This window comes from Paucibacter sediminis (genome assembly GCF_030254645.1).
Classification (GTDB): domain Bacteria; phylum Pseudomonadota; class Gammaproteobacteria; order Burkholderiales; family Burkholderiaceae_C; genus Paucibacter_B; species Paucibacter_B sediminis.
Genome location: NZ_CP116346.1, coordinates 779,218 through 793,165 on the forward strand (window position 1 = coordinate 779,218; position 13,948 = coordinate 793,165).

The window sequence follows — 13,948 nt, forward strand, 5'->3', positions numbered from 1 at the left end:
ACATTGGGAAGCGCCCGATTCTAGGTGAGCCCAGGGTGAGCAGGGCTCAGCGCCGCCGTCGCCAGGCCCAGCCCAGGCCAAGAACCAACAGTGCGCCGAAGGGCCAGAGCCCCAGCGCCGCTAGCCAGCGCGCATAGGGAGTGCTGCCCGTCCGCCCCTCCACCTCCACCTCCAGCACGCCCGCGGTGGCGGCGGGCAGGCGCGCCAGCACACGGCCGCGATGGTCCAGCGCCGCGGTGGCGCCGGTATTGGTGGAGCGCACCAGCGGGCGCTGGAATTCCAGCGTCCGCATGACGGAGAACTGCAGGTGCTGGTCCTGCACCATCAGCGTGCCGAACCAGGCCAGGTTGCTGGCATTCACCAGCACGGTGGCGGCGTCCGCGCCCACCACGCTCTGCACAAAGTCCTCGCCGAACAGATCCTCGTAGCAGATCAGAGGACGCAGGCGCTGGCCCGCTACCGCAAAGGCCTGCTGGTGCTGGCCGGCGGCCTGGTCGTCCATGGGAATCTGCAGCATGCGCACGAACCAATGGAAGCCGGGCGGGATGTATTCGCCAAAGGGCAGCAGATGGCGCTTGCCGTAGCTGTAGGCTTGTTGGCCACGAGCATCACCACCGAAGGCCTGCAGCGAGTTCACAAAGCCCGTTTGCTCATCGCCCAGAAAGCTGCCCAGCAGCAGGGGCCGTTCGCGCGCGCCCTGCGCCAGCGCCTGCAGGAACTCAGGCGGCAGATAGGCGAGCGGAAGCGGCACCACGGATTCGGGCGTCAGCACCACCTGGCCGCGCGCTGCAGCAATCTGCGCATACAGGCGCTGCAGGTTCGCGTCCATCAGCTCGCGGTCGAATTTCTGGTCCTGCGGCACATTGGGCTGCAACAGCGAGAGCTTGATGCTGCCGCTGCTACGGGTGAAGTCCTGCGGCAGCAGCAGGCCGGCCAGCAAGATCAGCAATGCGGGCGCCAGCGCCAACCGTGCTCCGCGCAGCGCCGCCGCCAACGCCGCCGCCAGCAGCGCCGCCAGCAGGGTGATGCCATACACGCCCAGCCAGGGCGCCCAGGCGGCCAGCGGCCCGACCGTGTGCGCATAACCGCTGGCGATCCAGGGGAAGCCACCGAACAGGGTGGCCCGCGCCAGCTCGGCGAGCAGCCAGCACAGCGCCCAGGTCAGCCCATGCCAGGCCGAAACCGATGTGCCGCGCAACCAGGCTGCCAGCGCCATGGCTCCGGCAAGGTACAGCGACAAGAACGCCGCCAGCAAGAGCACCGCCCCGCCCGCCATCAGCCCCGGCAGATGGCCGAACTCGTGCATGCTGATATAGAGCCACCACAGCCCACCCGCCAGCCAGGCCAGGCCGAAGGCCAGCCCCAGGCGCGCGGCGCGCGCCGGCGTCGCGTCCCAGCTGGCCCAGGCCAGCCAGGCCAACGCCAGGGGCTGCAGCACCCAGGCCTGCGTCGGGGCAAACGCGGCCAGGTGCAGCAGGCCGGCCAGCAGGGCCACCGGCCAGGACTGGAGCAGGCGCCGCATCAACTATCTTGCGAGCCGGTTTCGCGCGTGACCTTGAACCAGCGCACCGAGCCGCCGCGCGTCAGCATCACGTGGAAGTGCAGGCCGGCCATCGTCACCGTCTCGCCACGGCGCGGCACGCGGCCATGCTGGTGCGCGACCAGGCCGCCGATGGTGTCGAACTCCTGCGCGGGCAACTCGACGCCGAAGGCCTGGTTGACGGCCGCGATCTCGGCATCGCCCGCCACGCGCTGGCTGCCATCGGCCAGGGTGTAGATGCTGGACTCGCCATCCTTGTCGTCGAACTCGTCCTCGATCTCGCCGACGATCTCCTCCAGCACATCCTCGATGGTGATGAGGCCGGCGGTGTTGCCGAACTCGTCGATGACGATGGCGAGGTGGTTGCGGTTGGAGCGGAAGTCGCGCAGCAGCTCGTTCAGGCCCTTGGTCTCGGGCACGAACACCGCCGGGCGCAGAAGGGTGCGCAGGTTCAGCTCGGGGGCGCGCTGCAGCTTGAGCAGATCCTTGGCGAGCAGGATGCCGATGATGTTGTCGCGCCCGTCCTCGTAGACCGGGAAGCGCGAATGGCCGGTCTCGATCACCGTGGCCAGCAAATCCTCGTAGCTGGCATCGATATTCAGCAGGTCCATGCGCGGCGCCGCCACCATGGCGTCGCCGGCGCTCAGCTCGGCCATGCGCAGCACACCCTCGAGCATCTGCCGGGATTCGGGGGCGATCAGCGCCCGCTCCTCGGCATCGGCCAGGGTTTCGATCAATTCGGAGGTGGAATCCGGCCCGGGATGCAGGAATTCCAGCATGCGGTTCAGGAGACCGCGGGGCTCGGCGGCAGACTTGTGACCCCCACTCTTGGTGTGGGGGCTCCTACTAGGCTGGGGTTCAGACACAGTGCTGCGTGTCGTAGTTTCAGGACGCACAGAATAACCGATTGACATTGCAGCCCGCTTGAAAGACAGTCAGCCGCCCTCATCTGTGGGGCTCGTTTGCTTCATCTGTAGAGAACACCATGTCATCCGCATCCCAGGGTCTGATTCCCGCCACCATCCTCACCGGCTTCCTCGGCTCGGGCAAGACCACCCTCCTCAAGCGCGTGCTGTCGGAGGCCCATGGCCAGAAGATCGCCGTGATCGAGAACGAGTTCGGCGAGGAGAACGTCGATACCGAGATCCTGGTGGCCGAAACCCAGGAGCAGATCATCCAGATGAGCAATGGCTGCGTCTGCTGCACCATCCGCGAAGACCTGCGCACCACCCTCTCGGACCTGGCCACCAAGAAGCGCCGCGGCGAGCTGGACTTTGACCGCGTGGTGATCGAGACCACCGGCCTGGCCGACCCCGGCCCGGTGGCGCAGACCTTCTTCATGGACGACGAGATTGCCGAGAGCTTTCTGCTCGACTCCATCCTCACCCTGGTGGACGCCAAGCATGCCGAGCAGCAGCTCGACACGCGCCAGGAAGCGCGCCGCCAGATCGGCTTCGCCGACCAGATCTTCATCAGCAAGAGCGATCTGGTGGACGAGGCCAGCGTGGACGCCTTGAGCCACCGCATCAAGCACATGAACCCGCGCGCACCGCAGGAGCGCGTGCATTTCGGCGAGGTGCCGATTGCCAAGGTGTTCGACCTGCGCGGCTTCAACCTCAACGCCAAGCTGGACATCGACCCCGATTTCCTCAAGGCCGAGGAGCACGACCATCACCACCACCATGATCACGACCATGAGCATGGCGAGCATTGCGACCACCCGCATCACCATGTGCACGATGACGACGTGAAGTCCTTCGTGTTCCGCTCCGACCGCGCCTTCAACCCCGCCAAGCTGGAGGAGTTCCTGGGCGCCATCGTGCAGGTCTACGGCCCCAAGATGCTGCGCTACAAGGGCGTGCTGAACATGAAGGGCACCGACAAGAAGGTGATCTTCCAGGGCGTGCACCAGCTGATGGGCTCGGACCTGGGCCCCAAGTGGATGCCCGGCGAGAAGAAGCAGAGCAAGATGGTCTTCATCGGCATCGACCTGCCCAAGGACATCCTTATGCAGGGACTGGAAGGCTGTCTGGCTTAGTGCCACACTCGGTGACAAATTGGACAAACGAGGGCTTGGCGCAAGCTGGCTACAATCCGCGGCGCCCAAGAAGCGGCGCATGCTGGCCAGCAGGCGTCAACCCGTTGCGAACTGACCCTACAGAGCAGGTATAACTGCCAAAGAGGAGTGTGAACGTGAGCAAGACACCGGCCCCAAAACCCACCCCGACGACGGCCAAGGCCGCCGCCGAGGGTCGCCCCGCTGCCAAGGCTGGAAAGACTGCGAGCAAGCCCAAGGCTGACGCGCACGAAGACTCCGCCGCAGTGGCCACCCTGGAAGTCGCCGCACCAACGCCTGGCAGCAACCGATTTGCAGACCGTTTTGCTCCCCCGAAGCCGCCAACGCGCCAAATGAGTAGTCCCGTGATTGAATCTCCCCGTACGCCGGCCAAGGCCGACCCCAAGCTCGTCAACGCCTGGAAGACCAAGGCCGGCCATGAACTGACCGATGCCGAAGTGCTCGCCATGCCCGAGAGCGAGTACATGAACGACAAGCAGATCGAGTTCTTCCGCGCCAAGCTCACCGAGCTGAAGGACGGCGTGCTCTCGAATGCCGGCGAGACCACCGAGCACCTGCGCGAAGACACCTCCATCGTCCCCGACCCGGCCGACCGCGCCACCATCGAGGAAGAGCACGCACTGGAACTGCGCACGCGTGACCGCGAGCGCAAGCTGCTGAAGAAGATCATGCAGTCGCTGGCCCGCCTGGACACCGGCGACTATGGCTATTGCGACGAGACCGGCGAGCCCATCGGCCTCGGCCGCCTGATCGCCCGCCCCACCGCCACGCTCTCGCTGGAAGCCCAGCAGCGTCGCGAGCTCAAGCAGAAGATGTTTGGCGATTGAGCCCTGGGGCTCCGTTCCTGAACCCCCGCCAGCCGACGCACGCGCATGACTGAACCGAAGGACGGCGAAAGCTTCTTCCGCAAAGTGGCGCGCTTCGTGGCCAATCCGACCACGGATTGGGCCGAGATCAATTCGCGCCAGGACGACCCCGAGGGCGATGCTGCCAAGGCCGAACTGCGCGCCATGGTGGAGCGCAAGCGCCGCAACGACTTCGTGCGCAAGCGCGAGCTCGACATGCTGCGCCGCATCCGCCGCGAGGGCCTCACCGCCGAACAGCTGGCGGCGCTGGGCGGCTCGTCCTCGAGCATCGACGAGATCGTCCGCAATAGCGAGATCAACTCCAAGATCGACCTGGGCGTGAAGGCCAAGATCGACCAGATCGAGCAGCAGATGGTGGGCGAGAACTTCGCCCCCACCGAACGCCAGCAGAGCCAGCACGCGCCCGGCTTCTTCGACACCAGCACGCGCCCCGCGCATTTCGCCCCCACCGAGGCGGCCCAGCAGGAGCTGGCGGCGCGCGTGGCCGAGTACGCCCCGCCCGAGGAGATCGAGCGCCTGGAGATCGCCCCGCCGCCCGCGGCCGTGGTGATGGGCGCGGGCATGTCGCCGCTGTCGGACGGCAAGCCCAGCATCCTGCCGCCGCTGGACCTGCCCGAGCCGCCGCTGAGCTTCAGGGCGGCCAACCAGCCGGCCGTCGAGGTAAACGAGTTCGTGCACGACGCCGAGCTCGACGAGGCGGTGATCGCCTTTGCGAATGCCGATTACGAAAGCTGCGAACGCGGCCTGCTGGAGCTGACCCGCCCCGGCGGGCAACGCAATCTGCATGCCGAGACCTGGCTGGCGCTGTTCGACCTCTACCGCGCCACCGGCCAGCAGAGCAAGTTCGAGGGCCTGGCGGGCGACTACGCCCACCAGTTCGGGCTCTCGGCCCCACAGTATTTCTCCCTGCCCAAGCTGGTGGCCGAGGCGGCGCGCAGCGAGCGTGTGCCGCATGGCCAGGCCGGCGGCGTGACCTGGGCCGCGCCCGAGTACCTGGACCTCGAGGCGGTGGCGCAGCTGCGCTCGCGCTGCGAAGTGCAGCCCATGCCCTGGGTGCTGGACTGGACCAAGCTCAACCAGATCGACGCCGAAGCCTGCGCCAAGCTGCGCGAGCTGTTCCGCGCCTGGGCCGGCCAGCCGCTGGACATCCGCTGGCTGGCGGGCGACAACTTCCTGCTGCGCCTCAAGGAGCAGGCGCCGGTGGGCGTGCGCGACGTCGATCCGGCGTTCTGGATGCTGCGCCTGGAAGCGCTGCGGGTGGTGAACCGGCCCGACCAGTTCGACGAGGCCGCGATCGATTACTGCGTGACCTACGAGGTCTCGCCGCCCTCCTGGGAGCGCGTCCGGTGCAGCGTGCGGGTGAGCGGCAACAGCCTCTCCACCAGCGCGCCCGCCAGCACCACCATGCAGCCCGGCGAGGCAAGCAGCTCCTTCATGGAGACCAGCATCACCGACCAGACCCAGCTCGATGGCGCGGTGCAGCTCGAGCTCTCGGGCCAGCTGAGCGGCGACATCAGCGAAACCCTGCAGCTAATGACGGAGCAGCTCGGCGCCGCCACCATCATCAACATCGCCTGCCCCAAGCTGATCCGCCTGGACTTCATGGCCGCGGGCGACCTGCTGAACTGGGTGCTGGCGCGCCGCAGCGAGAACCGCGCGGTGATCTTCAGCGAGACCCACCGTCTGGTGGCGATGTTCTTCGGCGCGATGGGCATCAACGAGCACGCCCGCATCAAGGTGCGCCAGGTTTAAGCTCCCGACATCCGAATCAAGCCGCGGGCCGCATGCTTGGTTGAAGCTGCGGCCCGCGCCCCCATCTGGAGCCCCTATGGACTCTTCATCATCTTCTTCCTTCCCCAGCTACCACGGCACCACCATCGTCAGCGTGCGCCGGCAAACGCCCCAGGGCATGCAGGTGGCGATCGGCGGTGACGGCCAGGTGACCCTGGGCACCATCGTCGTCAAGGCGAGCGCGCGCAAGGTGCGCAAGCTCTACCGCGAGCAGGTGCTGGCGGGCTTTGCCGGCGCCACCGCCGATGCCTTCACCCTGTTCGAGCGCTTCGAGGCCAAGCTCGAAAAGCACCAGGGCAATCTGGTGCGCGCCGCCGTCGAGCTGACGCGCGATTGGCGCACCGACCGCGTGCTGCGCCGGCTCGAGGCGATGCTGGCGGTGGCCGACCGCGAGGCCTCGCTGATCATCACCGGCAACGGCGATGTGTTGGAGCCCGAGCAGGGCATCGTGGCGATCGGCTCGGGCGGCGCCTATGCCCAGGCCGCCGCCAAGGCGCTGCTCAACCACAGCCAGCTCTCGGCCGCCGAGATCGTCAAGCAGTCGCTGGTGATCGCCGGCGAGATCTGCATCTACACCAATGGCAACCACACCATAGAGACCCTGGAATGAGCAGCATGACCCCCCAGGAGATCGTCTCCGAACTCGATCGCCACATCGTCGGCCAGCAGGCCGCCAAGCGCGCCGTGGCGATCGCGATGCGCAACCGCTGGCGCCGCCAGCAGGTGGATGAAAAGCTGCGCGGCGAGATCACGCCCAAGAACATCCTCATGATCGGCCCCACCGGCGTGGGCAAGACCGAGATCGCGCGCCGCCTCGCCAAGCTGGCCGACGCGCCCTTCATCAAGGTCGAGGCCACCAAGTTCACCGAGGTGGGCTATGTGGGCAAGGACGTGGACTCGATCGTGCGCGACCTGGTCGACATGGCGATCAAACAGGAGCGCGAGCACGCCATGCGCCGCCAGCGCACGCGCGCCGAGGACGCCGCCGAGGAGCGTGTGCTGGACATCCTGGTGCCGGGCAGCGATGCCGAGAACCCCACCCGCCAGCTGATGCGCAAACGCCTGCGCGAGGGCACGATGGCCGACAAGGAAATCGAGATCGAGCTGCTCGAGCCCAAGCCCACCATGGAAATCCTCGGCCCGGCCAATATGCCCGGCATGGAGGACATGGCCGAGCAACTGAAAGGTCTGTTCTCGCAGATGGGCGCGGGCAGGCGCAAGGCCCGCAAGCTCAAGATCGCCGAGGCGATGCAGCTGCTGGTGGAGGAGGAAGCCGCCAAGCTGCTCAACGAGGACGAGATCAAGACCACGGCACTGCGCAACGCGCAGGAGAACGGCATCGTCTTCATCGACGAGATCGACAAGGTCGCCAGCCGCGCCGAGCATGGCGGCGCCGATGTCTCGCGCCAGGGCGTGCAGCGCGACCTGCTGCCGCTGGTGGAGGGCACGACGGTGAGCACCAAGTACGGCCTAGTGAAGACCGACCACATGCTCTTCATCGCCTCGGGCGCCTTCCACCTCAGCAAGCCCAGCGACCTGATCCCCGAGCTGCAGGGCCGCTTCCCGATCCGCGTGGAGCTGGGCTCGCTGTCGGTGCAGGACTTCGAGGCCATCCTCTCCAGCACCCATGCTAGCCTGGTGAAGCAGTACCAGGCCCTGCTGGCCACCGAGGGCGTGACGCTGACGCTCAGCGCCGACGGCATCCGCCGCCTGGCGCAGATCGCCTTCGAGGTGAACGAGCGCACCGAGAACATCGGCGCGCGCCGCCTCGCCACCGTGATGGAGCGCCTGCTCGACGAGATCAGCTTCGACGCCCCCAATCTGGGCGGCCAGAGCATCACCCTGGACGGCGCCGCGGTGGACGCCAAGCTGGGCGAACTGGCCAAGGACGAGGACCTGAGCCGCTTCATCCTGTGACGGCCCGCCCGGTCGGCGCTTGACCAGAGTCAACGCCGCCCGGCGCACCAGCCCCTAAGCTCGCGCCATGCCACATCGCATGAGCACGCGCAGCTGGGGGCTGGCGCGGCCCTCGGCCCTGAACCCTGCCGCCACCAGGGTCGAACGTTTCTGGCGCTGGCCGGTGCTGCTGGCGCTGATCGCCACCATCCCGGCCTTCTACATCGAACTGCTGGAGAACCTGCCGACGCCGCTGGCGATCGGTATCTACCTCGGCTCGGCCAGTATCTCGGCCCTGTCGCTGTGGCGCGTGGCCCGCATGGTCAGCCATCCGCGCCAGTATCTGCGCAGCAATGCGCTGGACCTGGTGCTGATCGCCTGCCTGCTCGGCGCGGCCCTGCTGCCGCCCAGCGCCGAACACAGCTGGGCCTTGGCCGAGCGCCTGCTGGTGGCCCTGCTGACCCTGGTGCGCATGGTCTGGGCCGTCAAGTCCTGGGTCTCGCGCGGCAGCCTCATCTATCTACTGGCGCTCTCGCTGCTGGTGCTGGGCTTTTGCGGGGTCGGCTTCTGGGCCCTGGAGCCGCATGCTCGCAGCCTCGGCGACGGGCTCTGGCTGGCCTTCACCACCGCCGCCACGGTGGGCTACGGCGACATCGTGCCCACCACCCCGGCGGCCAAGATCTTCGCCGTGTTCGTGGTGCTGCTGGGCTATGCGGTGCTCTCGCTCGTGACCGCCGCGATCGCCGCGATGTGGGTCGAGACCTCGGAGCGGCGCATGGAGCAGGACATCATGCGCGACCTGCACGCGCAGTTGCGCGGCCTGCGCGAGGAGGTGGCGGCGCTGCGCGAGGAGCGCAAGCAGCCACCACCATCACGCTGAACGTACCCGACGGCGCCATAGCACGCCGAGGCCGAGCAGCAACATGCCCCAGGTAGCCGGCTCGGGCACCGGTTGCGCCGAGAACAAGGCGCCGCTACCGGCGTCGAACGTGAAGTTGCTGATCGTGTAAGCGTCGGCCCTGGCGCTGAACGTGACCCCGCCGAACAATTGCGGGTCCAGCGCCGCACCACCTTGCTGCTGCATGAAGCTGCCGATCCTGAAGCCGCCGCTGGCCTGGAAGGCATTGGGATCGGTCGTGCCGAGGAAGTGGAAGCTGATCTGCAGGCTGCCGAGATCCGGCGCGCCGGCCCCGCCGAAGATGAGATGGTCGGTGACGAAACCGCCCTGCCCGTCGGACTCGACCTCCAGCACCAGCCGCCCGCCGGCCTCGTTGACGAAGCTGCCATTGAGGGTCAGCGTGCCGGGCGAGTTGCCGGGGCTGAAGATGCCGCGGTTGATCACGTCCGCGATGATCGTGCCGTTGCCGCCGACGTAGCCCTTGGCCCCGACCTCCAGCGTCGTTGCGGACAGCACGCTGTCGTTGACGATCAACGTACCGAGCCCGCCGTCGCCCTTGCGGGTGCTGCCAACGCCCACATAGTCGGCCGTCAGCGTCGAGCCGCCCAGCAAGCGCAGCGTGCCGACGGCCGAGGCGTTCTGGCCGACGACGACGTCGCCCTGCGCGATCGTCAGGCTGGATCCGCCGTCGAAGGTGGCCATGCCGCTGCCGCCCAGGCCGACGACGACGGCGTTCATGCCCGGCTGGCCGCTGATCGTGACATGCGAGTTGTTCAGCACCTGCAGCGCGCCGCTGCCCTTGGGGGACTGGTTGATGCCGCCGAGCAGCAAGCCCGCGCCGGCCGAGCCCATATTCGTGATGTTGACCTGCGCGCCGTTGCCGAAAAAGGCCGAGCCCAGCGAGCCGTTGCCGTACCCCAGCGAGAGGATCGAGCCATAGGGCGCGCTGACCCATTGGCCGCTGAGATTCAGCGTGCCGCCATTGACGTTGAGATTGCCGGTCGCGCCGTCGGCACCAACGTTCAGCAGCGTCGAGCGGACCTCGCCGCCGTTGTTGACCGACAGGGTGCCGAAGCCGCCGCTACGCCCGACATAGGTGATCGGATCGACGCCGGCGACGCTCAGCAGCGAGCCGGCCTCGCTGACGACGACGACGCCGCTGCCGGTCACACCATTGATCGCCTGCCCGATGGTCAGCCGTGTGCTGCTGATCGCATTCGGCGCCGAGCCACCTTGCCCCAGCAGCGTCAGTTGGCCGCCATTGACGATCTGGACCGAACCGCTGCCGCCCCAACCGATCTGGCCAGTCGGATTGGCCCAACCCGAGCCGGCGGCGAAGGCTGGACTCTGCAGCGCCACGGCGCTGCCGGCGCCGTCGATGCGCAGCGTGCCCGAGGCACCGTCGGCACCCGTACCGTCGCCGACATAAAGCCGCGTGAAGGCATTGCCCTGCAGGTCGACGCGACCGCCGTGCAGCACCTGGGCCGAGCCGAAGCCACCCTGCCGGCCCACGTAGAGGTCAGCAAAGCTGCTGCCATAGCTGATCGCACTGCCGACGCCGTCGACCAGCAGCGAGCCGGTGGCGCCGGTGTTGCCAACCTGCACCCGGTTGACGCCCTGGATCTGGCCGCCGTTCGTCAGCTTGACGCCGGCGATCGCGCCATTGCGGCCGATCCACAGGCCGGCGTTGTTGTTGTCGCTGTAGACGACGGCCGCACCGGGCCCGCTGACCAGCAGGTTGTGCATGCCGCCCTCGATGCCCAGCTGGATCCAGGCGGCATGGCTGCTGTCGGCATGCAGGCGCAGTTGCGCGCCGTCGCGCACCTGGATGTCGCTCTGCGTGTTGGCACCGCCGCCGGTGCCGGTGAAGAAGTTGGCCTGGCCGCCATCGCCGGGGCCACCGCGCACATCCCAGACCGAGCCGGCGCCGGACAGCTTGACCACCGCCTGCACGCCCTCGGCCCCGGTGGCGGCCGGTCCGCTGGGGCCCTGCCCGATCCGCGCCCCCTCGGTCTCGAGCCGGCCGCCGTTCAGCACGTTCAGCTGCACGGTACTGGTCTCGCCGGGCCGGCCGAGGGTCCAGGCCGTGCCGGGCGGCGCCGTCACGTAGGCCATGCCGACATTGAAGCCGCTGAGGAAGCTGGCGCGCGAGCCGGCGCCGGTGATCGTGAACACCGCATGGTCGCCGGCGTTGTTGGCCAGGAAGGTGCCGCACCAGTGGCCGTTGCAGGCGGCCGCATTGATGGTGGCGTCGAGCACGGCACCGCCGGAGACGGTCAGCGAGCCGTTGCTGATCGCCAGCCGGTGCCAGTCAAGGGCGTCGGTCTCGATGCGCGAGCCCACGCCATCGATCAGCACGCTGCCGCTGTCGCTGCCATAGCCATTGCCGATCTGCAACGAGAAGGCCGAGGCCAGGCCGCCGTTGCGCACGGTCAGCGCGCCGCTGCCCGAGGTGCCGACATTGAGCTGCCCAACGAAGCTGCCGTTACGGTCGGTCGTCAACAGGCTGCCGGCGCCATCGATCAGCAGGCTGCCGCTGCCGCCGTTGCCAACGTTGACGAAGCGCGCGCCGCTCAGCGTGCCACCGGAGAGCAGCTCGACGGTGCCGATGGAAGACGGCTCGCCGATGTTCAGGTAGCTGTTGCTCGGGCTGCTCTGCACGACGCTGCCGCCATTGCTGACGACCAGCTTGCCGATGCCGCCGCCGAACTGGCCGACGACCAGCCGCGACTCCCGGTCGCCGATGATGTCGACCCGCGAACCCGAACCGTCGACGGTCAGCAGGCTGGTGCCGCCTGGGACCTGACCGCCGGGACTCAGATTGATCGCGGCGCCGCGCCCGGCCGGAGCGACCACGCTGAGGCGCCCGCCGGCCTCGATGCGCACGCGGGCGTCGGCACGGGCCTGCGTGGCAAGGTCCAGATTGGCGTCCTGGCCCGCCGCGCCATTGCCGCTGATCCACCAGCGTGAGCCGGCACCGCTGACACGGGCCTCAGACAGGCTGCTTTCGGTGCCGATCGCCGACGGCGCCCGCCAGCCGCCCAGATAGACCCGCTCGGTCTTGACCGTGGCGCCGTCAAGCACCTCGAGCACGCCATGCGAACCGCCGCCGGGCGCGCCATAGGTATAGCCGTCGATCGCCTGCGTGGCCAGGCCGGTGTTGCCGATGACCAGCCCGGCCAGGAAGCGCGCCTCGGAGCCGGCCCCGGTGATGGTCAGCCGGCCGCTGCTGCCAGCGGCAGCAGCGATAAAGCTGTCGCACCAGGTGTTGAGGCAGGCCGCCGCGTTGAGGGTCGCATCGAGCAGCGCACCGCCGGAGACCGTCAATGTTCCCTGGCCCCAGTCGCCAACGGCCAGTCGACGGCCGTTGGCGCGATCAAGCCACAAGACGCTACCCGCCCCATCCAGCCAGAGCTCACCTCGACCATCCCGGCCGGAGCCAAGGTCGATCGAGCCGGTCTCGAAGCGTGAGCCACTCAGGAGCTCCAGGCGCCCCTGGCCTCCCGCGCGCCCGACCACCGCGTAGCCAAAGTCGCTGCCGCCTTGGCGCCACAGCGAACCATTCGACAGGCTCAGCGTGCCCTGCCCACCCTCGATGCCCAGACCCAGCGCCGAGCCCTGGCTGGCGTCCATCAGGAACTGGGCGTTGTTCAACGACATGGTGCCGAGTCCATTGCCCTGTCCGATCTGCGTGTCCATGCGCTGGCCCAGCATCTGCACTACCGCGCCATTGCGCAACGAAGCGCTACCCTGCGATGCGCCTTCCCGGCCGATGCCGAAGAAGTTGTGCGTGCCGGCCAGCAGTTCGACCCGCCCGCCATCAACGGTGAGCTCTGCCTGCGCGCCTTGCGTCGCGAGGTCCAGATTCGCATTGGAGCCACCTGGCTTCAGGCGCAGAACGCCACCGGCCTCGACCCGGACCTCGGTACGCGCCTTGCTGCCCGAGCCAAGATTGGCGTAGGCCTGCCCCGTGCCCAAATCCCGCCCATTGATCTCCCACAGCGAACCCGCTCCGGCAATCTGCACAAATGCCAGGCTACGCTCTTGGCCATTCGCAGCCGGACTCGACCAGGACACACCTGCCGACAGGTCGTCGCTGAACAGTCGCGCGCCGTCCAGCACCTGCACACGGCCGGTGGTGGTGCCACCCGGTAAGCCGAAGCCGGTGTTGTTGACGTGGATGTTCCCGATGACAAAGAGGTTCTGGAAGCGCGCCTCGCTGCCACTGCCGGTGACGGTCAGCTGCCCGGTGGAACCGGCAGCGCCGCCGATATACGTATTGCATGATTGATAGCCTTGCAAGCATTTCCAGCCCTCCGCCCGGCCATCCAGAAGTGCACCGCCAGAGATCGTGAACTGCCCTGAGCCGCTATTACCGACCTCAAACCGGTTCTTGTTTCCATCCGCTCGCAACACCAGCGCGGTGCCCTGACCATCCAACACGCCCGTGCTCTGCGCGCCCCAGGTCTGCCCCAGCGAAAACGCTGCGAGATCGACAACACTACCCGCAAGCGCTGAAAAGCTGCCATTGCCTCCCGTGCCAATAGACAAGATGCTGTTGGGGCGGATCAGGTTCTGTCCATTCAAGGGAGCAGGATCCCACGGATCAAGCCCATACGGCCCCGTCACCGTCACCGCCGCCTGTACCCAGGGCCCCGCCAAGCCCAGCAGCAGGATCAGATGGCGCAGGCGCAGATGCGCGGGCCGCGCAGCGCGTGATGATGAGTGGTGACGGGACATGATGAGAAGCCTCCCCGGAGCTGAGGTGGCGATGGTGTCAGCCTGCCGCCCTGGTGGAGCGTCCCTGTCCCCTGCGGCGAGGACGGCCAGCGAAGCGATGCCCCATGACCGCAGGGCATGGCGGCCGCCCGCCCGTCATC

9 protein-coding genes are annotated in these 13,948 nt (G+C 67.9%); 6 read left to right on the forward strand and 3 right to left on the reverse strand.

Annotated features, from left to right (window positions below; genetic code table 11):
- Positions 1-46: 46 nt before the first annotated feature.
- Complete coding sequence (gene lnt / locus PFX98_RS03610) at positions 47-1,522, reverse strand: apolipoprotein N-acyltransferase (RefSeq protein ID WP_285233813.1); 1,476 nt, start codon at positions 1,520-1,522, stop codon at positions 47-49.
- Positions 1,522-2,406, reverse strand: coding sequence for a CorC family transporter (locus PFX98_RS03615; protein ID WP_425334660.1), 885 nt, complete (start codon positions 2,404-2,406; stop codon positions 1,522-1,524). Before PFX98_RS03615 ends, lnt begins: the two co-directional genes overlap by 1 nt.
- 119 nt (positions 2,407-2,525) lie before the next feature.
- On the opposite strand from PFX98_RS03615, the gene PFX98_RS03620 reads away from it, so the two are divergent.
- From PFX98_RS03620 to PFX98_RS03645, 6 genes are all read left to right on the forward strand, one after another.
- Entirely contained in the window at positions 2,526-3,578 is a 1,053-nt protein-coding gene (locus tag PFX98_RS03620; protein WP_285233815.1) for a CobW family GTP-binding protein, read from the forward strand.
- 149 nt (positions 3,579-3,727) lie between these two features.
- Positions 3,728-4,444 (forward strand): RNA polymerase-binding protein DksA, encoded by a 717-nt coding sequence (gene dksA, locus PFX98_RS03625; RefSeq protein WP_285233816.1) that lies wholly within the window; start codon positions 3,728-3,730, stop codon positions 4,442-4,444.
- Between the two features lie 45 nt (positions 4,445-4,489).
- Positions 4,490-6,235 carry a hypothetical protein gene (locus tag PFX98_RS03630; protein WP_285233817.1) on the forward strand — a complete coding sequence of 582 codons (1,746 nt, stop codon included), beginning with the start codon at positions 4,490-4,492 and terminating at the stop codon, positions 6,233-6,235.
- A 76-nt stretch (positions 6,236-6,311) separates the two neighbouring features.
- Positions 6,312-6,884: an ATP-dependent protease subunit HslV gene (gene hslV, locus PFX98_RS03635; RefSeq protein ID WP_285233818.1), complete on the forward strand. Its 573-nt coding sequence runs from the start codon at positions 6,312-6,314 to the stop codon at positions 6,882-6,884.
- On the forward strand, positions 6,881-8,191 hold the full coding sequence (gene hslU / locus PFX98_RS03640; protein ID WP_285233819.1) for an ATP-dependent protease ATPase subunit HslU: 1,311 nt from the start codon (positions 6,881-6,883) through the stop codon (positions 8,189-8,191). The genes hslV and hslU overlap by 4 nt, the downstream gene beginning before the upstream one ends.
- 67 nt (positions 8,192-8,258) lie before the next feature.
- Positions 8,259-9,050: a potassium channel family protein gene (locus tag PFX98_RS03645; protein WP_285233820.1), complete on the forward strand. Its 792-nt coding sequence runs from the start codon at positions 8,259-8,261 to the stop codon at positions 9,048-9,050.
- On the opposite strand, the gene PFX98_RS03650 is transcribed toward PFX98_RS03645, so the two are convergent.
- The gene (locus PFX98_RS03650) at positions 9,042-13,808 is read right to left on the reverse strand and encodes a beta strand repeat-containing protein (RefSeq protein WP_285233821.1); all 4,767 of its coding nucleotides are present in this window, start codon (positions 13,806-13,808) and stop codon (positions 9,042-9,044) included. The two genes, PFX98_RS03645 and PFX98_RS03650, sit on opposite strands and share 9 nt — an antisense overlap.
- Between the last annotated feature and the right edge of the window lie 140 nt (positions 13,809-13,948).